The sequence below is a fragment of the Rhodococcus sp. IEGM 1241 genome, from assembly GCF_033142365.1.
GTDB lineage: Bacteria > Actinomycetota > Actinomycetes > Mycobacteriales > Mycobacteriaceae > Rhodococcus_F > Rhodococcus_F erythropolis.
On record NZ_JAWLSE010000002.1, the window covers coordinates 1,062,675 to 1,087,157 of the forward strand.

Annotated in this window: 17 protein-coding genes; 16 read left to right on the plus strand and 1 reads right to left on the minus strand. The window is 62.3% G+C overall.

The window, feature by feature from the left end; translation table 11 throughout:
* Positions 1 to 5: 5 nt before the first annotated feature.
* The 15 genes from mftF (at position 6) to R4P70_RS14840 (ending at position 20,403) form a co-directional block, all read left to right on the plus strand.
* A complete protein-coding gene (mftF, locus tag R4P70_RS14770) occupies positions 6 to 1,403 on the plus strand; it encodes a mycofactocin biosynthesis glycosyltransferase MftF (protein ID WP_050656085.1) in 1,398 nt (465 codons plus the stop codon).
* Positions 1,400 to 2,881, plus strand: coding sequence for a mycofactocin system GMC family oxidoreductase MftG (gene mftG, locus R4P70_RS14775; RefSeq protein WP_050656077.1), 1,482 nt, complete (start codon positions 1,400 to 1,402; stop codon positions 2,879 to 2,881). The genes mftF and mftG overlap by 4 nt, the downstream gene beginning before the upstream one ends.
* 105 nt (positions 2,882 to 2,986) lie before the next feature.
* Positions 2,987 to 4,300 carry a helix-turn-helix domain-containing protein gene (locus R4P70_RS14780; RefSeq protein ID WP_047268928.1) on the plus strand — a complete coding sequence of 438 codons (1,314 nt, stop codon included), beginning with the start codon at positions 2,987 to 2,989 and terminating at the stop codon, positions 4,298 to 4,300.
* Positions 4,301 to 4,443: 143 nt separating this feature from the next.
* A complete protein-coding gene (adh, locus tag R4P70_RS14785) occupies positions 4,444 to 5,967 on the plus strand; it encodes an aldehyde dehydrogenase (protein ID WP_007730158.1) in 1,524 nt (507 codons plus the stop codon).
* A gap of 91 nt (positions 5,968 to 6,058) precedes the next feature.
* On the plus strand, positions 6,059 to 6,619 hold the full coding sequence (locus R4P70_RS14790) for a DUF779 domain-containing protein (protein WP_003942021.1): 561 nt from the start codon (positions 6,059 to 6,061) through the stop codon (positions 6,617 to 6,619).
* Positions 6,620 to 6,784: 165 nt separating this feature from the next.
* Positions 6,785 to 8,257: an ethanolamine permease gene (eat, locus tag R4P70_RS14795; RefSeq protein WP_149357742.1), complete on the plus strand. Its 1,473-nt coding sequence runs from the start codon at positions 6,785 to 6,787 to the stop codon at positions 8,255 to 8,257.
* Positions 8,254 to 9,678, plus strand: a complete 1,425-nt coding sequence (locus R4P70_RS14800; protein ID WP_007730162.1) for an ethanolamine ammonia-lyase subunit EutB — start codon at positions 8,254 to 8,256, stop codon at positions 9,676 to 9,678. Before eat ends, R4P70_RS14800 begins: the two co-directional genes overlap by 4 nt.
* Positions 9,675 to 10,448 (plus strand): ethanolamine ammonia-lyase subunit EutC, encoded by a 774-nt coding sequence (gene eutC / locus R4P70_RS14805; protein WP_047268929.1) that lies wholly within the window; start codon positions 9,675 to 9,677, stop codon positions 10,446 to 10,448. The genes R4P70_RS14800 and eutC overlap by 4 nt, the downstream gene beginning before the upstream one ends.
* An 82-nt stretch (positions 10,449 to 10,530) precedes the next feature.
* Entirely contained in the window at positions 10,531 to 11,829 is a 1,299-nt protein-coding gene (locus R4P70_RS14810) for an HAD family hydrolase (RefSeq protein WP_042922506.1), read from the plus strand.
* Positions 11,830 to 11,971: 142 nt separating this feature from the next.
* Positions 11,972 to 12,511 carry a hypothetical protein gene (locus tag R4P70_RS14815; protein ID WP_003942083.1) on the plus strand — a complete coding sequence of 180 codons (540 nt, stop codon included), beginning with the start codon at positions 11,972 to 11,974 and terminating at the stop codon, positions 12,509 to 12,511.
* Positions 12,512 to 12,842: 331 nt separating this feature from the next.
* Entirely contained in the window at positions 12,843 to 14,120 is a 1,278-nt protein-coding gene (locus tag R4P70_RS14820; protein WP_085998903.1) for an MFS transporter, read from the plus strand.
* Between the two features lie 207 nt (positions 14,121 to 14,327).
* Positions 14,328 to 15,965 (plus strand): AMP-binding protein, encoded by a 1,638-nt coding sequence (locus tag R4P70_RS14825; RefSeq protein WP_039973143.1) that lies wholly within the window; start codon positions 14,328 to 14,330, stop codon positions 15,963 to 15,965.
* A gap of 4 nt (positions 15,966 to 15,969) precedes the next feature.
* A complete protein-coding gene (locus tag R4P70_RS14830; RefSeq protein ID WP_003942072.1) occupies positions 15,970 to 17,637 on the plus strand; it encodes a sigma-54-dependent Fis family transcriptional regulator in 1,668 nt (555 codons plus the stop codon).
* Between the two features lie 108 nt (positions 17,638 to 17,745).
* Complete coding sequence (locus R4P70_RS14835; RefSeq protein ID WP_019744236.1) at positions 17,746 to 19,245, plus strand: aldehyde dehydrogenase family protein; 1,500 nt, start codon at positions 17,746 to 17,748, stop codon at positions 19,243 to 19,245.
* A gap of 45 nt (positions 19,246 to 19,290) precedes the next feature.
* On the plus strand, positions 19,291 to 20,403 hold the full coding sequence (locus R4P70_RS14840) for an NDMA-dependent alcohol dehydrogenase (protein ID WP_003942086.1): 1,113 nt from the start codon (positions 19,291 to 19,293) through the stop codon (positions 20,401 to 20,403).
* Positions 20,404 to 20,458: 55 nt separating this feature from the next.
* Here the strand turns inward: R4P70_RS14840 and R4P70_RS14845 are convergent, their stop codons facing one another.
* The gene (locus R4P70_RS14845; RefSeq protein WP_317830943.1) at positions 20,459 to 21,907 is read right to left on the minus strand and encodes a hypothetical protein; all 1,449 of its coding nucleotides are present in this window, start codon (positions 21,905 to 21,907) and stop codon (positions 20,459 to 20,461) included.
* Positions 21,908 to 22,130: 223 nt separating this feature from the next.
* Here R4P70_RS14845 and R4P70_RS14850 point away from each other — a divergent pair, with 223 nt between their 5' ends.
* A complete protein-coding gene (locus tag R4P70_RS14850; protein ID WP_047268953.1) occupies positions 22,131 to 24,377 on the plus strand; it encodes an MMPL family transporter in 2,247 nt (748 codons plus the stop codon).
* Positions 24,378 to 24,483: the final 106 nt, after the last annotated feature.

A 24,483-nucleotide genomic window follows, 5' to 3' on the forward strand; every position in this document is an offset into this window, starting at 1 on the left:
ATCTGATGCGACCAGCAAGACTCCCCGACGGCTTCGGCATTCGGTTGGACCCCAAGGTGCGCACGTACTCGGGTGGCCGGGTACTCATCGGCGGATCTCCGACGCGGATGCTCAAGCTGGCGCCGACGGCTGCGGCGATGATCGGTGACGGCTTCCTCGAGGTGGTCGATCAGCAGAGCGCTGCGGTTGCGCGACACCTTCTCGATTCAGGTGTCGCGAATCCTCGTCCGATGTCGACGCCGTCCGCTGCCGATGTCACGGTCGTGATTCCGGTCAAGGACAACCAGGCCGGCGTCGAACGCCTATTGCCCGTTCTCAAGGATCTGACCGTCATCGTTGTCGACGACGGTTCGGAAGTGCCGGTGGAGCCCCGTCGCGCCTGCCCGGGCACCGGCACCATCACAGTGGTCCGGCACGAGAGTGCCCGCGGACCCTCGGCAGCGAGAAACTCGGGATTGCGTTCGGCCCAAACATGTTTCGTAGCTTTTCTGGACTCCGACGTCATACCGCGTGCCGGTTGGCTCGAGTTGATGTTGGGCCACTTCAGCGATCCGGGGGTTGCCCTTGTTGCACCCCGCATCGTGGCCCTCGATCCGTACGGGACGGCGCTGGCGCGGTACGAGAACATGCGATCGTCTCTCGACCTCGGACGCAAGGAAGCTGCGGTGAAGTCGGGCAGTCCGGTCGCCTATGTCCCCAGCGCCGCCGTGATCGTCCGGCGCGACGTGGCACTCGAATGCAACGGTTTCGACGAGAGTCTCCAAGTAGCCGAGGACGTCGATTTCTGCTGGCGACTGCAGGCTGCGGGTTGGCGACTGAGGTACGAACCGGTTGCGCATGTCGCCCACGATCATCGAGTTCAGTTCGACAAGTGGTTCGCCAGGAGAGCGTTCTACGGCACGGGTGCGGCGCCGTTGGCTGCAAGACACGAGGGTTCGGTTCCGCCGATGGCGATGTCGTTCTCGACGCTCTTCGCGTGTATCGCCGCTGCAACACTGACCCGTTCCGGTCTTGCCGGCGCACTCGGCGCTTTGCTGTTTACCGTTTACCGGCTGCGAAAGATGTTCACCGGCCTGAGTCAACCCACCCGGATCGCGGCGATCCTCACCGCGCAGGGAGTTGTCGGCGGATTCTGGCAACTCGCCTCGGCAATGTGTCGTCACTACTGGCCCGTGACGCTCCTGGCGGTGATCGCCTCCAGGCGAATTCGGCGGCTGGCCGTCGCTGCAGCAGTCACCGAAGGTTTGGTGGACTGGTATCGCCACCGTGAGCCAGGCGGGCTGGGACCGGTTCGGTACGTCTTCTTCAAACGAGCCGACGACATCGCGTATGGGGCCGGACTCTGGCGTGGCGCATTCGACGCCCGCGACTGGGCGGCGCTGAAACCTCGAATCACCAAGTGACAGAAGCCGACTACGCAGATTTCCTGGTTGTCGGTGGTGGCACGTGTGGTTGCGTGGTCGCAGCCAGGCTCAGTGAAGATCCATCCGCCACGGTGATGCTCCTCGAATCGGGAAGCGGATATCGATCGGCGCTCGAACTCCCGGACGTCCTGGGTGATCCGTACCGACTGCCGGTCGGACCTGCGAGCGAATACACGTGGACCTATCCGGTCGAACTGACGCCGCGTCGGGCGTCCACAATTGCGCGGGGGCGGACACTCGGTGGATCCGGAGCCGTCAACGGTGCGTACTTCACCCGCGCGACCCGTGCTGATTTCGAGAATTGGCCGAGTTCATGGCGATACGACGACGTCTTGCCGTACTTCAAGAAGTCCGAAACGGATCGTGATTTCGAGAGCGAGTTCCACGGGACCGCCGGACCGATCCCGGTCGAGCGTCGAGCGTGGGACCAACTGCATCCACTGAGCGGCGAGTTTCATGCGGCAGCGCTCGGAGCAGGCTTTCCCGACGACGTCGACAAGAATGCGCCGGACTCGTTCGGGGTGGGCCGAGTGCCACTGAACGTGTCGGATCATCGTCGGATCAGTACGGCGATCGGGTATCTGATGCCGGCGTTGCACCGGCCGAATCTGCGGGTGGAATCCGGAGTGAACGTCATTCGTATCGCGTTCTCGGGTACCCGTGCGATCGGCGTCGACGTTCTCGGCGACGGCAATGTCCGACGCATTCGTGCCGACCATGTGGTCGTGTGTTCGGGTGCGGTGGCGACACCGCACATTCTCCTCAATTCCGGTGTTGGTCCAGCGGAACAACTTGTAGGGCAGGGAGTTTCCGTCGTTCTCGATCGACCGGGCGTCGGACAGAACTTCGTCGACCACCCGGAAGTGCTGCTGCCGTACCATTTTTCGAAGCCCCGCACGATTCGATCGCAGACTCCGGTGCTGGAGACGGCCCTCAACCTCGCTGAGATCGAAATCCGTCCGTACACCGCATCTTTCACCGAACTGGTTCCCGGTGTGCCTCGCATGGACCACGGCGTCGGAGTGGTCCTCATGGCGCCGCACAGCCGGGGAAGCATCGAACTGGCATCGCGGGATCCCGCTGGGGCGCCGCGTATTCGGTACAACTACGTCGCGTCGGCGCACGATCGAGCTGCCATTCGGGAAGGGATGCGGATCGCCGAGAATCTTCTCGAGTCGATCGCCGAGACGGGGTTGATCGATCGCCCCGTTGTGGAGTACACCGATGAGTGGGTCGAATCCCGCCTGGGAACGTCGCTGCATATGTCCGGTAGTTGCGTGATGGGTGCCGAGGCGGACCCGTTCGCAGTCGTCGACGGTCGGTGCCGTGTGATCGGCGCGCAAGGACTCAGTATTGTTGACACGTCAATCCTGCCGACGATCCCGACCCGCGGCCCGCATGCGACCGCGGTGATGGTCGCGGAACGAGCAAGCGCCATTCTGCTCGGCGACGAGTGACCGCGAGGGGCAGCAGGCTGGGTCGGCAGTCATACCGAATGGTCGTTCTCGCCTATGGGCTGTGATCGGCGTTACAGTGGTCCACGGAGCGGAGGAACGCAAAATATGGCACGTGAACAGGCTGTGCCCGGCAACCCGTGGGTGGCGGTCAGGCCAGGCGATGACGTCGCGTTACTCGCGCGGCGACTTTCGTCTGCCCATCAGTCGTTCATCGATGCCCGCGGCGTGCCCGGCCAGGGGCTGACCGACGACTCCCATGTCCGCTCGGTCGTACTCGAGTCCTGGATGCGTAGCCGCAACAAGGGGGTAAATCCCGATGTGGTCGGCAACCCTGAGATGCTCGAAGGGTTGGAGCTCGAAAAATATCGCTCCGCGCATCCCATGTCACTGATCCGTCCGGTGATTCGGAAACTCCTGGTGGAAGATGCTGCCGAGACCGGACTGCTGATCGCGATCAGTGACGCACACGGTCGATTGCTCTGGGTGGAGGGTGACAACTCGGCCAAGGACAAGGCGTTGTCCATGAACTTCGTCGAAGGCGCCGATTGGAGCGAAGATCGTGTCGGCACCAATGCGCCGGGAACGGCGCTTGCTCTCGATCACTCCGTACAGATTTTCGGATCCGAGCATTTCAACCGAACCGTGCACGACTGGAGTTGTTCGGCCGCACCCGTCCACGATCCCACCACTGGGCAAATCCTTGGTGCCATCGACATCACCGGTGGTCCCAGGGTTGCGGTTCCCGAAGTGCTGTCACTGATCCGTGCAACTGTCGCGGCCGCCGAATCGGAATTGCGATTCCATCTCTTGAACTCGCCCATCCCACTCAGTGCCACGGCTCCGCGCCTCGAAACATTCGGTGCCGGCCGGCCGACGCTGGTTCGCGGCGGTGACCGCATCCCGATTTCGCAGCGTCACGCCGAGATTCTCCTTCTGCTTTCCGAACACCCGGAGGGTCTCAGCTCCGACCACCTTGCGGTCCTGCTCGACGAGGGCGAACTCGACGCAGTGACCATTCGCGCGGAAATGTCGCGGCTTCGTAAGGTTTTCGGTGCCGACCGGCTGGCTTCGCGCCCCTATCGGATCATCACGGAGTTCACGACAGATGTCGGCGAGGTGCGGGCAGCGTTGGATCGAGGCGACGCAGCGACGGCGATGAAACTGTATTCGGGCCCGGTGCTGGCGGGCTCGGCGTCTCCCGGCATCGAAGAGGTGCGGGAAGAACTACGCACCAGGGTCCAGGCAGCTCTGCTGCGTGGAGGTGACGCTAACCTTCTGGCCCGGTGGACCACGTCGGTACACGGCCGCGAAGACTCAGTCGTGTGGGAGGCCTACCTGTCCACGTTGGATCCTCAATCTCCGCTGTATTCGCAGGTCCAGGCAAGAATTGATCTCCTCGACCGCCAATTGGGCATCTGAGAATCATCCGCGTTTCTCGCACGCAACGTACTTGCAACGTTGCAACTCCTAGTGTTGTGAATCACACCCCACCGGGGGGTGGGATTGCAGTCACCGATTTGGTGGGTGCGCCCAGGAAGAACACGTTTACATAGGAGCTTGCAATGACCGTGTACGCCCGCCCAGGTACCGCCGACGCGATCATGTCCTTCCAGTCTCGATACGACAACTGGATCGGCAACGAATGGGTTGCTCCGGTCAAGGGTCAGTACTTCGAGAACCCGACACCGGTGACCGGACAGAATTTCTGTGATGTGGCTCGTAGCACCGCAGAAGACATCGAACTCGCTCTCGACGCAGCGCACGCAGCAGCTCCGGCCTGGGGCAAGACCTCGGTCGCCGAGCGCGCGATCATCTTGAACAAGATCGCTGATCGTATGGAGGAGAACCTCGAATCCATCGCACTCGCCGAGTCGTGGGACAACGGCAAGCCGATCCGCGAGACCCTCAACGCCGACATTCCGCTCGCCATCGATCACTTCCGATACTTCGCGGGAGCTATTCGCGCACAGGAAGGTTCGCTCTCGGAGATCAACTCCGACACCGTGGCGTACCACTTTCACGAGCCGCTCGGCGTAGTCGGCCAGATCATTCCGTGGAACTTCCCGATCCTCATGGCCGTGTGGAAGCTTGCCCCCGCCCTCGCTGCCGGTAATGCCATCGTGCTCAAGCCTGCCGAGCAGACGCCAGTCTCGATCCTGCACCTCATCGGCATCATCGGTGACCTGCTGCCTGCCGGTGTTCTCAACATCGTCAACGGCTTCGGCGTCGAGGCCGGAAAGCCGCTCGCGTCCAGCCCGCGTATCAAGAAGATCGCGTTCACCGGTGAGACCACCACCGGTCGCCTGATCATGCAGTACGCGTCGCAGAACCTTATCCCCGTCACCCTCGAACTCGGTGGCAAGAGCCCCAACATCTTCTTCTCCGACGTCCTTGCCTCCAACGACGACTACCAGGACAAGGCACTCGAGGGCTTCACGATGTTCGCCCTCAATCAGGGCGAGGTCTGCACCTGCCCGTCACGTTCGCTGATCCAGGAAGACATCTTCGACGAGTTCCTGGCGATGGCAGCCATCCGCACGAAGGCTGTGCGCCAAGGGGATCCGCTCGACACCGACACCATGATCGGTGCCCAGGCCAGCAACGATCAGCTCGAGAAGATCCTCTCGTACATCGAGATCGGCAAGGCCGAAGGCGCCAAGGTCATCACCGGTGGTGAGCGAGCCGAACTCGGCGGAGACCTGTCCGGCGGTTACTACGTCCAGCCGACGGTGTTCACCGGCAACAACAAGATGCGCATCTTCCAGGAAGAGATCTTCGGACCCGTCGTCTCGGTCACCTCGTTCAAGGACTACGACGAGGCCATCGAAATCGCCAACGACACGCTCTACGGTTTGGGCGCCGGTGTCTGGTCCCGCGACGGCGGAGTTGCTTACCGCGCAGGCCGCGACATCCAAGCCGGTCGCGTCTGGACCAACACGTACCACCAGTACCCGGCACACGCCGCTTTCGGTGGATACAAGCAGTCCGGCATCGGCCGCGAGAACCACCTGATGATGCTCTCGCACTACCAGCAGACCAAGAACCTCCTGGTCAGCTACGCCCAGAAGGCTCAGGGCTTCTTCTGATCGACCCACCGGTACCCGTGAGCCCCTCGCTGCGGGTGCCGGTGAGCAAGACTGCAACACGCGAAACCTGCACAAACACACGGAGGTTGGAATGAGCGCCACGGACACACCCGATACCGGCGCCGTTCCACCCCGGTTGGTGACCACCGCTGGGGCGGCTGACCTCCTGCGCCGCCTCAGCGGGACTCACGGCGAACTGATGATGCATCAATCCGGCGGATGCTGCGACGGCTCGGCCCCGATGTGTTATCCCTCAGGCGAATTCATCGTCGGGGACCGTGACGTACTACTCGGAATCGTCGATCTCCGACTTGCTGTCGGAGAGACTCCCGAAGACCTTCCCACCGGAACCGACGCTGTACAGGTCTGGATTTCCGGATCACAGTTCGAAGCCTGGAAGCACACCCAGTTGGTGCTGGACGTCGTGCCCGGCCGCGGCAGTGGATTCAGCCTGGAGTCTCCTGAAGGATTCAGATTCCTCAGTCGAGCAAGGGCATTCACACCGGACGAAAACGAAGCACTCGGCGCGTCGAGCATTCTCGTGGGCGCTGATTGGGAAGCGGGCGTGCGTCCTTTGCCCCCGACGGTTCCCCAGGTGGTCGCCGAGGCCGTCGATGCCTGCCCGGTGCCGGGCGCGGCCGCCCGATCCTGAGAACGGCAGCCTGAAGAAGATCTGAACAGACTCGGGGCCGCTCACATGACAGCCAGTTAACAGCACGGTCATCTCCAGGCGACCTTCTCCGTACATCGCCCACATACCGTTCATTTCACGCGACGCATCCACCGTGCGTCGTCTCATTCTTGACCGATTCAGAGGATGGACATGTCTCTTTCCGACCACGCAACCGGCAAAAACGCCGGTGCCGCGGGTGCACACCACGACGGCGCAGACTTCCATGCGGAAGACAATTCGTACCTGGAGAAACGAACACTCCGAAAGGGAACAGCAGGGTGGGTGCTGCTTGCGGGGTTGGGTGTCAGCTATGTGATTTCCGGTGACTACGCCGGCTGGAACAACGGTCTGGCCGAAGGTGGTTTCGGTGGCCTTCTCATCGCGGCGGTTGTCATCGCGGGTATGTACCTGGCGATGGTGCTCGGTATGGCCGAGATGTCGTCGGCACTTCCGGCTGCGGGCGGGGGGTACACGTTCGCCCGACGGGCCATGGGGCCCTGGGGTGGATTTGCCACCGGCACAGCGATTCTCATCGAGTACTCGATAGCGCCCGCAGCGATCGCGACCTTCATCGGTGCGTACGTCGAGTCGCTGAACCTGTTCGGGATCACCGACGGCTGGTGGGTGTACCTCGCGGTGTACGCGATCTTCATCGGCATTCACCTCACCGGCGCCGGTGAGGCACTCAAGGCGATGTTCATCATCACCGCCATTGCACTCGTCGGCCTGGTCGTGTTCGCGGTTTCGGCTGTCGGCCTTTTCGATTCGTCCAACCTCACCGATATCGCCGTCGACACCAGCGCAGTCGGATCGTCGTCGTTCCTGCCATTCGGTCTGCTCGGAATCTGGGCCGCCGTGCCCTTCGCGATCTGGTTCTTCCTTGCCGTCGAAGGTGTACCGCTGGCCGCCGAGGAAGCACGTGAGCCGGAGAAGAACGTCCCCCGCGGCATCATCATCAGCATGTTGATCCTGATCGTCACAGGCGCAACGGTTCTCTTCCTCGCCACCGGTGCGCTCGGCGCAGACGCCCTGTCCACCTCCGGAAATCCGCTCGTCGAGGCGCTGGGGGACAGCGGAGCGGCAAAGGCCGTCAACTACATCGGACTTGCCGGTCTGGTCGCGAGCTTCTTCTCGATCATGTACGCCTACTCACGCCAGACATTTGCGCTCTCGCGTGCCGGTTACCTGCCGAAGAACCTGTCGGTGACCAACAAGCGTAAGGCCCCCACTCTCGCTCTCGTCGTACCCGGAGTCATCGGCTTCGCGCTCTCACTCACCGGTGAAGGTGCAATGTTGCTCAACATGGCGGTGTTCGGCGCGGCAGTAAGCTACGTCCTGATGATGGTGAGTCACATCGTTCTTCGTAAGCGTGAGCCGAACATGCCGCGCCCGTACCGCACGCCCGGCGGTATCGCCACCACCTCGTTTGCGCTCGTGATCGCGGCAGTGTCGGTGGTGGCCACCTTCCTGGTCGATCCCGTTGCGGCATTGCTGACGTTGGTTGCCTTCGGAGTTCTGATGGCGTACTTCGGTCTCTACAGTCGTCACCACCTTGTTGCCAACTCGCCGGACGAGGAGTTTGCTGTACTTGCACAGGCGGAAGAAGAATTGGGATGAGTCGCGGGATGGCCAAGTATCACCAGCAGGTATCCGGAACCAACTACTCGTTCGACGGTCTCGTCGATCTGATGGCAAAAGCGACACCACTGCGGTCGGGTGACGAACTAGCCGGTTGCGCGGCAAGCTCCGACGCCGAACGTGCTGCTGCTCAATGGGTTCTGGCTGATCTTCCGTTGACGGTGTTCCTCGAAGATCTGGTGGTTCCGTACGAGGACGACGAGGTGACCAGGCTCATCATCGACAGCCACGATCGCCTGGCCTTTGCGCCGGTGGCGCACCTGACTGTCGGCGGACTACGAGACTGGTTGCTCGAGACCGCGTCGGCGCCGGAAGCTTCAGCACGCTTGTCCGCCGTAAGTCCCGGGCTCACCCCCGAGATGGTTGCGGCGGTCAGCAAGATCATGCGCAATCAGGACCTGATCGCCGTCGCGAAGGCCATCACCGTGACCGCGGGGTTCCGTACGACCATCGGACTGCCCGGCCGGCTGAGCACCCGACTCCAGCCAAACCACCCGACAGACGATCCACGCGGCATCGCGGCGGCCACATTGGACGGTCTCCTGATGGGATGTGGCGACGCCGTCATCGGTATCAACCCCGCGACGGATTCACCCCAGGCCACCTCGGATCTGCTCCACCTGCTCGACGACATCCGTCAGCGATTCGAGATCCCGACTCAGTCGTGCGTGCTCTCGCACGTGACCACCACGATCGGGCTGATCGAATCGGGGGTGCCGGTCGATCTTGTCTTCCAGTCGATTGCCGGTACCGAAGGCGCCAATTCCGGTTTCGGAGTGAACATTCCGCTCCTGCGTGAGGGCAACGAGGCCGGGCGCTCCTTGAACCGCGGAACGGTCGGCAACAATGTCATGTACCTGGAGACGGGGCAGGGGTCCGCCCTCAGCTCAGGTGCCCACTACGGCACCGGCGGAGCCCCGGTCGATCAGCAGACACTCGAGACCAGGGCATACGCAGTGGCACGTGATCTCGAACCGCTGCTGGTCAACACGGTGGTCGGCTTCATCGGTCCCGAGTATCTCTACGACGGCAAGCAGATCATTCGCGCGGGCTTGGAGGATCACTTCTGCGGAAAACTCCTCGGGTTGCCGATGGGAGTGGACGTCTGCTACACCAACCACGCCGAAGCCGATCAAGACGACATGGACAACCTGCTCACCTTGCTGGGCGTCGCCGGCGCGGCGTTCGTGATCGCGGTGCCCGGCGCCGACGACGTGATGCTCGGCTATCAAAGTCTGGCGTTCCACGACGCGCTGTACGTGCGTAAGGTTCTCGGTTTGCAGCCCGCCCCGGAATTCGAGACCTGGCTCCACAATTTGGGGATGACCGACGCAAACGGTCGGGTTCTTCCGATCGATGCCGAAATGTCGCCGCTGCGGGCTTTGACGGTGAACTCATGACCGAAGATCAGGCACCGATCCTCGATTTCTGGGGTCCACTGCGCAAGACCACACAATCGCGTATCGGGTTGGGCCGCGCCGGTGATTCGTTGCCCACCAAGCGGGTTCTCGAATTCAAGGCAGCGCACGCTGCAGCTCGCGACGCGGTCCACGAGCCACTCGACTCCGAGACGCTTGCCAGTCGGGTCGAAGGGGTGGGCATCGGGGCGCCGGTGGTGGTCGCGAGCAGCGTCTCCACCCGCAGTGAGTATCTCCGGAGACCCGACCTGGGGCGCCAACCGGCTGACCTGGGTGCGATCTCGAGTTCCGACAAGGAAATCGGGTTCATCCTCGCCGACGGACTCTCGCCGCGCGCACTGATGGACCACGGTGAGCAATTGCTGTCCGCGTTGGTCACGGTGTTGGGGGAGCGGTACTCGATCGCGCCGCCCGTGATCGCCACGAATGCCCGTGTGGCACTGGGTGATCACATCGCTGCCGCGATGGGAGTGCAGACGGCGATCGTCCTGATCGGCGAACGTCCAGGGCTCTCCGTTGCGGACAGTGTCGGGATCTATCTGACTCACCTTCCGCGCGTGGGTCGTACCGACGCAGATCGAAACTGCATTTCCAATGTCCACCCACCCGAGGGACTCGGATACGAGCAGGCTGCTCGTGTCGTCCTGGGATTGGTGGCGGGAGCGCGCCAGTTGGGCCGCTCCGGCGTCGACCTCAAGGACACCTCTCGCGCCGACGCCGTTGCGTCGGGAGAAGTGCTGACGCTCGATTAATTGACAACTGCACGGCATACCCGGGTCGATCGACACTCGGGTATGCCGTCGTACCCGAATCACGACGAAAACGAGGGAATCGATGTTCCGTTCGCTGCATGCCCGCGCCCTGTGTGCGTTGGCGGTAGGTAGTGTCCTGTTGAGTGCAACTGCATGTAGTTCGGCCGAGAGCGCCCCGAAAGAAGATGTGGCGCAAAGTGGTTCATCCTGCGCGGCGTTGGATCCCAGTCTTGCGTGGTACGGCGACAACCGTGTGACGTTGGATGCCATGATGACGGAGTTCGGAACGTGTGGAGCTGCAGGTGATGTCGATGACGGAGCTCCGTTGGCGCTCTTCGACTGGGACAACACAGTTGTCAAGAACGACATCGGAAGCGCCACCGCATTCTGGATGATCAAGAACAACAAGGTGTTACAGCCTGCCGGAGGGGACTGGGCAACTACCAGCCGCTTCATGACGCCAGCCGGCGCTGCCGCACTTTCCGCCGCGTGCGGCTCCGAGACCGCGCCGGGGCAACCGTTGGCAACCAGCACCGACTTGGACTGCGCCGACGAGATCATTGCGGTACTCGAAGAGAAGACTCGCGACGGCCAGGCCGCATTCGACGGTTACGATCACCGCCGGACAAAAGCCGCATACGCGTGGGCCGTGCAGTTGATGGCAGGGCACACCGAGGACGAGATCACCGAGTACGCCCGCGCAGCGCGTGCCGAGAATCTCGCTGCTGCAGAAGGATCCGATCAGACCGTCGGTACGACGGAAGTCGACGGCTCGGTGCGGTACTACGCGCAAATCGAAGATTTGGTGAAATCCCTCGGCGCTCATGGATTCGACGTGCGGATCATCTCCGCCTCGGCCGAACCGGTCGTTCGAGTCTGGGCGGAACAGCTGGGATTGGACGCCGATCACGTGATGGGAGTTCGGCCCATCGTCGAGGGCGGGGTTCTCACCGGGCGCCTGCGTGGGTGTGGTGGCGTTGCGGACGGCGACGACTCGGTCATTCCGTACATCGACGGCAAGCGGTGCCAGGTCAACGAGGTTGTCTACGGGGTTCAAGGGCCTACGGCGTTCGAGCAGTTGGCCGCCGATCGACGTCAGGTATTTGCTGCCGGTGATTCTGTCACCGACGTGACGTTCCTCGGAGATGCGACCGGCGCGCGCCTGGTGATCAACCGCAACAATCCCGAACTGATGTGCAATGCCTACGACAACAGTGACGGGAAATGGCTGGTCAACCCCATGTTCATCGAGCCGAAGTCCCGGGCGGACGCTCTCTATCACTGCTCGACCGATGCTTACACCGACGCGGCCGGGGCAAAAGGTGCCGTGACTCGCGCAGACGGCAGCGTGATCCCCGATCAGGCCGATTCCGTCGCGTGACGGTCGACTTGTCGCGGTGACTTCACAACGATCGATCGGGGTGTGATCTGATTCTGTCGAGCCCTTTGTCGGGCTGCGGAAACCCACGGGTGTCCGCTGTGATGCTGGAGCCGCAGAGGCGGCACGTGAGTAGGAGAAATCGATGGCCTTCGCTGGCAATGTGGACGAGTTGGCACTGCTCCAAGCAGTACGTCTCAAGGAGCGGGTCGGAGCGGTCGTCCTGGCCGAGCACCTGGGCGTCAGCGCGGCTTCCGGTCAAGCTGCGTACGACGCACTTGTCGCGCAGGGCAAAGCGGTCGAAGCGGAAAACGCCATCAGCCTGACCGAGAAAGGTTTGGCAGAACTCGAAGATCAGTTGGACGCCGAGCGCGTCTCGATCGACGAGGACTCCATCGGTGAGGTGTACGAGGCGTTCCTTCCCTTGGACGAGGAGTTCGCCGCGCTCATCGACGACGCAGATGCGGATTCCCTTGCAGAGCTGGATCGCCGGGCTGCAAACCTGTTCGATGATCTGTCGGCATTCGTTCCGCGGTTGTCTCGCTATCAGGATCTCTTCTCGGATGCTCTCGCGAAAGTGCAAGCGGGGGAGTCTAAGTGGATTTCGGAACCGATCATCGACTCCTACGCCACGGTGTGGGGCGAGATCCGTCAGGAGCTTTTCGGGGCTGCCGGTAAGGCTTGATCCGTAGCGTTGCACCGTGACGCAGTTTCTCGAGGGCCGTCCGATTCGTGTGAACGAATCGGACGGCCTGCGGCATGTCGAGGGTCGTGAAACTCGTTACCATTGCATACAAGTGGTGACTGAGATCACTCCTACCCCCTTTCGGGGGTAGTGCGGGGGTGAGCCACATCACTACCTTTCCTCCTATCGACGGTGATGCCCACAGGGCGACACCACGGGACCACGGAGGAATCGAGTGACCACAGTCTCTCCCACAGGCGGCACCAGTGCCGCCGGCGCCGGGGGTGCGAGTGCCGCAGGTGCGACGCAGCCCCCGCAGAACACCACCAGTGTGCGGCGCGTCGCAATCGCGAGTTGTATCGGCACGACTATCGAGTTCTACGACTTCTTCATCTACGGAACCGCTGCGGCACTTGTCTTTCCGACGGTGTTCTTCCCCGCGCTCGGTGCCACTGCGGGAACTGTCGCATCGTTTGCGACTTTCGCAGTCGCATTCATCGCCCGGCCCGTCGGCGCAATGTTGTTCGGACACTTCGGTGATCGCATCGGTCGCAAGAAGACGCTGATCTCGACGCTCCTGCTCATGGGTATCTCGACGCTCCTGATCGGCTTGCTGCCGGGTGCTGCAACCATCGGTGTCGCGGCCCCGATCATCTTGGTGCTCTTGCGATTCGGCCAAGGTTTCGCGGTCGGTGGTGAGTGGGCAGGCGCAACCTTGCTCACCGCGGAATACGCTCCACCGGGCAAACGTGGTCTGTATGCGATGTTCCCGCAGCTCGGCCCTGCAATCGCCTTCGTTCTCTCGAGCAGTACCTTCCTCATCACCGGCGCAGTTCTCGGCGACACCAACCAGGCTTTCCTCGATTACGGCTGGCGTATCCCGTTCCTGTTCTCCATCGTGTTGGTCGGCATCGGCCTCTACATGCGACTCGCTATCGAGGAGACTCCCGTCTTCAAGGCGGAGCAGGCAGAGCGCGTCGCGGAGCAGAAGAACGAAGCACCGCGCACCCTTCCGTTCCTGGATGCTTGGCGGTTCCAGACCAAGGAGATCCTGCTCTCGGCAGGCGCCCTGGCTTGCCTGTTCGCGTTCTTCTACATGGGCACGGCTTTCCTGACGAGCTACGGAACAAAGACCCTCGGCTTCTCCCGTCCGTTCGTCCTGTCTGTCGGTATCGCTTCCGCGGTTGTCTTCGGTGCGGCGATCGTCGTTTCCGCTCTGTACTCGGACCGCATCGGGCGCCGCAAGGTCATCATGATCTCGTGTGGTCTGGCCGTCGTCTGGGCGCTGGTGCTGTTCCCGCTCCTCGACACGGGATCGCCGATCGCGTTCATCATCGGAATGTTCGGCACGCTCATGATCTTCGGAATCGCCTACGGCCCCTGCGGTGCGCTGCTTCCGGAAATGTTCCAGACCCGCTACCGCTACACCGGTGCCGGCCTCGGCTACAACCTCGCCGGAGTGCTCGGTGGGGCAGTGCCGCCGCTGATCGCCGCACCGCTGGCCTCGGCCTACGGGAGCATGGCCATCGGAGTCATGCTGGCGATCCTGGGTGTGTTGAGCCTGATCTGCACCTGGGCACTCGTCGAGACCAAGGATCACGCGCTGTAACCACTGTGCGCCTTTATTAACCGCCGGCGGTTAATAAAGGCGCACAGCAGGCGGGTGGGGTGTCCGGACTCTGAACAGTTACGGCCACCCCGCACCGGGAAGTATGTCGTGCATCACACCGAATCGAGTAAATTCGTAGATGAGAGGGTCCGCTGCGGCGGCCCCTCTCATAGGTGCCTGAACAGGTAACCGGAGAGGACAGAACACATGAGTACGCCGCTGCCCAGCTATACGTCCGGAGTATGGGACGGTCCGATGCTGGGCGACACCATCGGAGACAACCTCGATCGCACGGTTGCCGCACACGGCGACCGCGATGCGTTGATCGACCACGCCAGCGGTCGACGATGGACGTACCGGGAGTTCGCCGAGCAGGTGAACGGGCTCGCTGCCGGACTACTTTCCCGTGGTGTGGGGAAGGGCGATCGGGTAGGAATCTGGGCTCCCAACTGTCCGGAATGGACGTTCACGCAATACGCGACGGCAAAGGTCGGCGCGATCCTGGTCAACATCAATCCGGCGTACCGCTCGCACGAGTTGCAGTACGTACTCGAGCAGGCCGGGATCTCGACGCTGGTGTCTGCGGCCAGCTTCAAGACCTCGGACTACGCGTCGATGATCGAGACGGTGCGGCCGCAGTGCCCGGATCTGACGTCGGTGCTCCTGCTCGGTTCACCCGAGTGGGACGCGGTGCTTGCAGACGGCTTGGCGGCGCAGGCAAGCGATCCGGCTCCGCTCGCCGCAGCCCAGGCCGCGTTGTCGGCCGACGACGCGATCAACATCCAATATACCTCGGGTACTACCGGTTTCCCGAAGGGCGCGACGCTCAGTCACCACAACATCCTCAACAACGGCTATTTCGTCGGCGAGTTGTGCCACTACAGCGAGGTCGATCGGGTGTGCATCCCGGTGCCGTTCTACCACTGCTTCGGCATGGTGATGGGCAACCTTGCGTGCACCAGTCATGGTGCTGCCATGGTCATTCCGGGTCCGGCTTTCGATCCGCGTGCTTCGCTCGAAGCCGTTCAGGCTGAAAAGTGCACGTCCCTCTACGGCGTTCCGACGATGTTCATCGCGGAGTTGGCGTTGCCGGACTTCGACAGCTTCGATCTGTCGTCCCTTCGCACCGGCATCATGGCGGGCTCGCCCTGCCCGGTTGAGGTGATGAAGCAGGTCATCGATCGCATGGGCATGTCGGAGGTGTCCATCTGCTACGGCATGACGGAGACCTCGCCGGTGTCGTTGCAGACCCGCTCGGACGATTCGATCGAGCAGCGCACCGAAACGGTCGGACGGGTAGGGCCGCATCTCGAGATCAAGATCGTCGATCCGGCAACCGGATTGACGGTGCCCCGTGGCGAGCCGGGTGAACTGTGCACGCGTGGTTACTCGGTCATGCTCGGATACTGGGAGAACCCGGAGAAGACCGCCGAGGCGATCGACGCTGCCCGGTGGATGCACACCGGAGACATCGGAGTCATGGACGAGGCCGGATACGTCGCCATCACGGGACGCATCAAGGACATGGTCATCCGCGGTGGCGAGAACGTCTATCCGCGTGAGATCGAGGAGTTCCTCTACACCCACCCCGACATTCTCGATGCGCAGGTCATCGGTGTACCCGACGCAAAGTACGGCGAGGAATTGATGGTGTGGGTCCAGATGCGCGAAGGTGCAGACGATCTCGACGCCGATTCGGTCCGCGCGTTCTGCACCGGCAAGCTCGCGCACTACAAGATTCCGCGGTACGTCCATGTCGTCGACGAGTTCCCGATGACAGTCACGGGCAAGGTCCGCAAGATCGCGATGCGAGAACAGGCGATCGAATTGATCGGTCAGGCCTGAGAGTATGTCCGCGAACCCAGGGGAGCGTGAGCCGGTACGCCCCGAGATCGCGCTCTCCTGGAAGCGTTCTCGACTCAGTGGCCTCGACCCGTCGTCGGCCATCGCCGTGGACACCGAGGAGCAGGACGGTGAGTCTCGTCTGCTCCGGGCCGCCGCACCCGTGCTCGACGAAGTTTCGCAACAGATCGCGGGCACCGGTTTCTGCGTGCTGCTTGCTGATCGCGAATGCCGCGTGGTCGCTTCGGTGTACTCCGACAGTCGCGTCGAGCGAACGATCGAGCGGTTGGGTGTCGTCAACGGTTCACGCTTCGGTGAAGAGCACGCCGGCACCAACGCGCTCGGTACGCCCCTCGAGGTCGGACGAAGCGTGGTGATCCACGGTGACGAGCATTTCCTCGACAGCCTCAAGGGTTTGAGCTGCTACGGACAGCCGATCCTGCATCCCGTCACACGTCGTGTCGAAGGCATTCTCGACATGACCGGCGTTGTCTCGCAGGCCAACCCACTGTTCGCGCCCTTCCTTGCGCGTGCTGCAGCGGACATCGAGAAACGGCTGCTCGAAGGCTCGAAAGCATCGGAGCAGCGGCTGGTCGACGCATTCCAGCGAGTTTCACATCAGCGCCACATTGCCGTCGCGGCCATCGGCGACGACATCCTGCTGAGCAACCGAACCGCTTTGGATCTGCTCGACACCGCAGACCATGTATCGCTCCGTTCCTTGATCGCCGACCTCAATCCGGACCAATCACGATTGGTGACAGTCGAATTGGCGTCCGGCGCGCTGGCGCGAGTTCAAGCCGACCGGATTTCCGGGGCTGACGGTGGTGCGCTCTTCCTGGTCGAACCACTCCAACGGGAACGGGCACCGATCCGCAGAACGCACGAGCGGGCACCGTCTCCGGGCGAACGACTGCGGCGCGACCTGATGCGGGCGCGGGCAACCTCTGCCGCCGTGGCGATCTCTGGTGAAGCGGGATCCGGCCGAACCTCGGCAGCATCGGATGTCGTCGGCAGTGTCGATGCGAGTTGGCTCGATGCCACGCGAATCGCGTTCGACGGCCGTGAGCAGTGGGTCACCGATCTCGTGCGAGCAGCCCGTAAGCGTTCGGGCGTGGTCGTGATCGAACAGGTACAACTCCTTCCTGACTCGGTGTTGCCGCTGGTCGCAGACCTGATCGACGCCAGCGCCGAGGGGCCGAAAATCGTACTGACCAGCGGAGCGGCAGTTGATCTTCCGCCGACCATCGCCGCGCTGCTCTCACGATGCGCCTCCCGGGTTGTCATCACCCCACTGCGCGAGCGACAGGCTGAGATCGCCGAGTTGGCACAAGTCATGTTGGAGGGGATCTCGCCAGAACTGAGGTTGACCGCCAGCGCTGCCGAAGCACTCGCGGCGGCCAACTGGCCGGGCAACCTGGCCGAATTGCGCGTCGTGTTGAATCGCGCCTCGGATGAACGCTCGAGCAATCGCATCGACGTCGCTGATCTGCCCGAGGACTATCGCACCACGACCAAGGTGTCGCGGTTGGCAGGGCGGGAGAAAGCCGAGCGCCAGGCGATCATCGGAGCGTTGAAAGACTGCGGCGGCAACAAGGTTCACGCGTCGGCGCAACTCGGAATCAGCCGAAGCACTCTCTACACACGGATGCGGGCGCTCGACATCACTGTGTAGTTTGCTGTCCGACTTCAGTTGTACAAAGTTCGGACAGTTAGCACCCCCGGAAGCGCGGAAGTATGGCGTGCATCACATTCGCACCTCACTACTTCAGGGGAGTTTCCGATGACGGCAGTAGCCGAACACACCATCAGTTCCGCGGTACAGGGTTTCCTGAACGGACCGAAGAAGCTCTACATCGGCGGCGAATTCGTCGACGCCGCTTCGGGTCAGACCTTCGCGACGTACAACCCGGCTGACGGACAGAAGCTCGCAGACGTGGCACACGGTCAGGCCGAAGACATCGACCGCGCGGTACGTGCCGCTCGAACGGCTTTCGAGGACGGCCCCTGGTCACGTATGAAGGCAAACGAGCGCGAGCGGATGATCTGGCGCGTCGGCGACATTCTCAGTGCTCGTGCCGAGGAATTCGGTCAGCTCGAAGCTCTCGACAACGGCAAGTCCGTTGCCATCGCCACCGCCGTCGACGTGGCTTGGGCCGCAGACGTTTTCCGCTACTACGCGGGTTGGGCCACCAAGATCGAAGGCAGCACTGTCAACGTGTCGATGCCCTTCTCTCCGGGCGGCGAGTTCCACGCCTACACCCTGCGTGAGGCAATCGGCGTCTGTGGACTGATCGTGCCGTGGAACTTCCCGCTGCTGATGTCGTCGTGGAAGCTCGCCCCCGCGCTCGCCGCCGGCAACACGGTGATCCTCAAGCCCGCTGAGCAGACCCCGCTCACCGCACTGCTTCTCGCGGAGGTCTTCGAAGAAGCAGGCTTCCCGCCCGGCGTCGTCAACATCGTTCCCGGCTTCGGCGATGCAGGTGCTGCTCTGTCCGGCCACGACGACGTGGACAAGGTTGCGTTCACCGGTTCCACCGAGGTGGGTAAGAAGATCGTCGACGCCGCCAAGGGCAATCTGAAGAAGGTTACGCTCGAGCTCGGTGGCAAGAGCCCCAATATCGTGTTCGCCGACGCCGATTTCGATTCCGCGGTGGAGGGTTCGCTCAACGCGTGGCTGTTCAACCACGGACAGTGCTGCGTTGCGGGTACTCGTCTGTACGTCGAGGACACCATCTTCGAGAAGTTCACCGAGGCCGTCGCGCACGCAGCGAGCCAGGTCAAGATCGGACCCGGCCTCGATCCCACCACCCAGCTCGGACCGCTGGTCTCGCAGGAGCAGTTCGACAAGGTGACCGGCTACCTGCGTGAGGGAATCGCCGACGGAGCACGTGCACTGACGGGCGGCAACCGCTGGGGCGATCAGGGCTACTTCGTCGAGCCGACCGTCTTCGTTGACGTCAAGCCCGAATTCTCCATCGTTCAGGAGGAGATCTTCGGACCCGTCGTGGCGGCGCTGCCGTTCAACGCGGACGACGGACCGATCACTGCCGCAAACGATTCCATCTACGGCTTGGCCGCCGGCATCTGGACCCGGGACATTTCCAAGGCTCACCGCACGGCGAAGCGCTTGAAGGCCGGCTCGGTGTGGATCAACCAGTACAACGGCTTCGACACTGCAATGCCCTTCGGTGGATACAAGCAGTCCGGCTGGGGCCGCGAGCTCGGCGCTTCGGCTATCGATCTCTACACCCAGACGAAGGCCGTCAACATCGCTCTCTGACCGACCCCATCGCTCATTCTCGTCCGACAATCAAGGAGATCACCAGTGAAGACCAAAGCTGCTGTACTGCTCGAGCCCGGAAAGCCTTTCGAGATCATGGAACTCGACCTCGACGGCCCGGGTGTGGGTGAGGTACTGATCAAGTACACCGCTGCCGGACTGTGCCATTCGGATCTGCACCTGACCGACGGTGATCTCCCGCCGCGTTACCCGATCGTCGGCGGACACGAAGGCTCGGGCATCATCGAAGAGGTCGGCCCAGGCGTCACGAAGGTCAAGCCGGGCGACCATGTCGTGTGTAGCTTCATCCCCAACTGCGGCACCTGTCGCTACTGCTCGACCGGTCGCCAGAACCTCTGCGACATGGGTGCCACCATCCTCGAAGGCTCGATGCCCGACGGTTCCTTCCGTTTCCACGGCAACGGAATGGATTTCGGCGGAATGTGCATGTTGGGAACGTTCTCCGAGCGCGCCACCATTTCTCAGCACTCGGTAGTCAAGATCGACGATTGGCTTCCCTTAGAGACGGCAGTGGTCGTCGGCTGCGGCGTGCCGTCGGGTTGGGGAACGGCCGTCAACGCAGGCAACCTCCGCGCCGGTGACACCGCGGTGATCTACGGCATTGGTGGCCTCGGCATCAATGCCGTTCAGGGTGCGGTTTCGGCCGGCTGCAAGTACGTCGTTGTGGTCGATCCGGTTGCTCTCAAGCGTGAGACCGCACTGAAGTTCGGTGCTACGCATGCCTTTGCAGACGCCGAGAGCGCCGCTGCCAAGGTCAACGAGCTGACGTGGGGACAGGGTGCCGACGCGGCGCTCATCCTTGTTGGCACCGTCGACGAGGACGTGGTCAGTGCAGCGACGGCAGTGATCGGCAAGGGTGGCACCGTGGTGATCACGGGACTCGCCGACCCCGCCAAGCTGACCGTTCACGTGTCGGGTACTGACCTGACGCTGAATCAGAAGACGATCAAGGGCACGCTGTTCGGGTCCATGAATCCGCAGTACGACATCGTGCGACTGCTGCGTCTCTACGATGCCGGTCAGCTCAAGCTCGACGAACTGATCACCAACACCTACAGCCTCGAAGACGTCAACAAGGGCTACCAGGATCTACGTGACGGCAAGAACATCCGTGGCGTGATCATTCACGACAAGTAACCCCAAGTGCTGTGCGCCTTTATTAACCGCCCGCGGTTAATAAAGGCGCACAGCACTATTTCTTGGCTTTCGACAAAATCTGCATCAACTGAAGTAGCGCCGAGAACTTCGCGAACACCGAGCGCGAGACCACCGGACCGAAAGCCGCGGTGTCGGTTGCGTCGAAGGCGTCGAGCAGATCCCGAAAGCTTTCGATCTGCTTGATCATCGCGTCCAGGTCGACGTGCGTGACGGCGTCGGCTTCGCGCAGAGCGAGCAGGTACTGCGGCGCCGTCACCAAGGCGACCGCCGGGATCTTCCGCTCGAACAGTGGTTCGCCCTCACCGAAATGAATGACCGGTCCTGGCGCCACGATTCGGCGATCGCCCGCTCCAATGTCGCGCCACAGCGGTGCAACGATGTCGTGCACTTCCCGACTCGTCGCGTAGAGCAGTTCCGGTTCCGGAGTGGTCTCCAAGGCATAGCCGCCGGTCGAGTTGTCCTCGGTATCACCCAGTGCGCCGAGGTGCTCGATGGCGATCCCCGCTACGGCGCGCGCCTGACCGGCTTCGCCCTTCCACATCTCGGGGTGCGCTTCGAGCCAGGTGGACGTTGCCTGTCCGTGCTTGGACACCGCTGGAATACGAAGGTGGCCAGTCGTCAGGACAAAAACGTACGACCGTCGATGCGGCTGCGCCACGGCGTGCCGCGCCAACGCCAACATTCCCAGATGGCCGTTCTCCTCGACACCGTTGGTTCCGTCGCTGTGAGTGATGAGCAGAATCGTCTCTTCGGGTGAGGTTCCGGGGAACACCGCCCACACCGTGTCGGTCCGGGTGTCCGGATGCAGAGTCGCATCCAGTACCAGAGTCGCCAGCTGACCGGAGCGAGCTGCAGCGACAACCTTCGCGCCCTCGTCGCCGGCCACCCAGACGGCGGGGATGTCGTGATATGGCTGCGTGAACGGAAGATATTGTCCCAGTGCGTTGTCCGGAGCGATGTCACGCCACACCGCGATCACGCCGAGGACACCGGCCTTGCGGGCCTTGTCGAGCTTCGGGCCCAGAAGTGTTGCGGAGAGAACCGGATTTCGAAGTGTCTCGTCGGTGGCGATCGGGCCCCACTCGCTGACGAGTAGCTTGCGGGGGAGATCGATGTGCGGGACCTCGATCACTGCGATCGCGCCCTTGGCCGCCGACCACTTGGGGCGTCGCGCGCTGACGTAGACCAGGGGAGCGGAGATTCCCTGTGGCCCGGTCAATCCGGAGTAGGGGAATGCGGACGAAACTCTGATCGGTCCCGTCGGCAATTCGATGCGAAGTCCGTCAGGTGTCGCCGGCAGATCCCAGCGTTCGAAAGTGTGTGAATCACGCCGGACGTCGAGGCCCAGTTCGGTCAGTTCGTTCGCGACTTCTTCCACCACCTCGTGGTGTGCAGGAGAGCCCGTCAATCGTGGGCCCAGCGCGTCGAGTCGCTGTTGGCCGGCAAGGAGGAGATCGCGATCGACGGCCTGGCCGTGATTCATGGGATTGCCTTTCGTACTACGTGGCGTCTGCTCTGGCGAGGCGCCTGCCCGTGTCGTGTCCACGGTACCGAGCGGTCTGAAAACGGGACGAAGGCGCGTCGGATATGCCGTTTTCGCAGATATACCGGGTGCCAACAGGCCGATCGGTCCGTACCGTATGTCCCTGGCACCGAAAGACTCCGTGTTCTTCGGACAGACCAGTCCACGGCGAGAGAGGCCTACGTTGGCTACGTATCTTTACAGGTTGGGGAAGTTTGCTTTCCGCCACAAGTATCTTGTGGTGGCCGCGTGGATTATCGTGATCGCGGTGGTGGGGGGCGCAATCAGCGCCACAAATCCGACGTTCTCCAAAGAATTCAATCTTCCGGGCACTGATTCCCAACGTGCGACCGAGTTGATGAACGAGAACTTTGCAGCGGCAGCAGAGCAACAAACTCAGGCGTCGACCAGCATTCTCATCGCGGCAGACGACGGACTTGCCGCACACAGCGATCAGATCGACCAGTTGATCGCGCAGGCGAAGACGTTGCCGGATATCGTCGATCCCGAGAAGATCGTCAATCCGGTGACCCTCGCGGAGGCAAATCCGGCGGTGGCGTCGGCCGTTCTCGGCGACAACGGCAAGGTCGGGCTGATCCAGCTCAATCAGTCGATTCGTATCGAGGATCAGACACAGGCCAACAAGACGGCGTTCCTCGACTTGATGGCAAAATTCCGCACCGGTGGCCTGCAAGTCGAAGGCACCGGTTCGATGATGCAGGTACAGGCCGCAGGTGGTCTGTCGGAGATGCTCGGCTTCGCGGTGGCGTTCATCGTGATGATCGTGGCGTTCGGCGCGCTCATTGCGGCCTTTATTCCGCTGTTCACCGCAATTCTGGGAATTGCGCTGGCCACTTTGACGGTCACACTCGGTTCGGGCTTCTTCGACATCAACGAAGGCGTCACGGGAATCGTCACGATGATCGGCATCGCAGTCTCGATCGACTACGCGTTGTTCATCGTTTCGCGTTACCGCAGTGAGCTCAATTTGGGCGGAACGAGGGAAGCCGCTGCCGGGCGCGCAGTGGGTACTGCCGGTTCGTCCGTCGTCTTCGCCGGCCTGACGGTTGTGGTCGCGCTGGCAGCCCTGGCGGTGGTCGGGGTTCCGATGATCACCCAGATGGGAATCTCTGCAGCGGTTGCCGTCATCATCGCCGTCCTCGGCGCAATCACGTTGATCCCGGCTGTCCTGGGTATCTTCGGCAGATTCGCGTTCTCGCCTCGTATCCCCGGGCTTCGCCACGGTGACGAGCCCGAGACGATGGAATCCAACGGACATCGCTGGGCCAAGATAGTCACCAAGTACCCGTGGCCGATCGCGGGTGCTGCGCTGGTGCTTCTGGTGATCGCGGCTATTCCGATGACGAAGCTCGAACTCGGACTCTCGTTCACTCAGGACGAAGAGCGGCCGGCACTTGCCCTGCTGCAACGTGGGTTCGGTGAAGGCGTCAATGGCGAATTGTTCGTCGTGCTCGACGCGCCTGACGGCACCGATATCACCGCGATTGCCGAAGGCACTGTCGCGCACATCAAGGGCCTCGACAACGTCGCAACTCCGGATCAGTTGATGTGGGTCGGAAACGGACCCGACGCGGCAAACCCGATGGCGGGCGCCAACTCTGCGCTCATCGCGGTCACCCCGCAGATGTCACCGAGCGGCCCCGAAACTCACGAGCTGATGAATCAGATCCGGGATTACGGATCGACGGTGAAATCGGAAGGCGCAGAACTCGGTGTAGCGGGGCAAACCGCGATCGTAGCCGACATGTCGTCGAAGCTCAGTTCCGCGCTCATCCCGTATCTCATCGTGGTTGTGGGGCTGGCGTTCATCATCATGATGGTCGTCTTCCGCTCGATCCTGGTGCCGCTGACCGCAACTCTCGGATTCCTGTTTTCCGTCTGTGCGACCTTCGGCGCCACGGTGGCCATCTTCCAGGAGGGCGACTTCGGGCTGATCGAGCACACACAACCCATCATCTCGTTCCTGCCGATCTTCATGATCGGTGTGGTCTTCGGGTTGGCGATGGACTATCAAGTGTTCCTCGTGACGCGAATGCGCGAGGAATACGTGCACGGATTGTCGGCCAAGGACGCCATCATCTCCGGCTACACCCATGGTGCTCGCGTGGTCGCGTCGGCGGCCATCATCATGATCTCCGTGTTCGGCGCATTCATGCTGTCCTCGGAGACGACAAGCAAGATGATGGGCTTCGGCCTCGCGGCTGCAGTCTTCTTCGACGCCTTCATCATCCGCATGATCGTGATCCCTGCGGTCATGTCGATTCTCGGTGATTCGGCATGGAAGTTGCCGGCGTGGCTCGACAAGATCCTGCCGAACGTCGACATCGAGGGTGAAGCGATTCGACGGATTCCGATCGAGCAGGATCCGGATTCCGATCCAGACCCGAATCAGGTGCCTGTGAGGGTGTAAGCACTCAGGCAGTCAGAACGGGGTGCCGGTTGCACAGCAACTGGCACCCCGTTCTTCTGTGTTCATACGGAGCCCGCGCGATAGGAAACCATCCGGTTGGTAACAA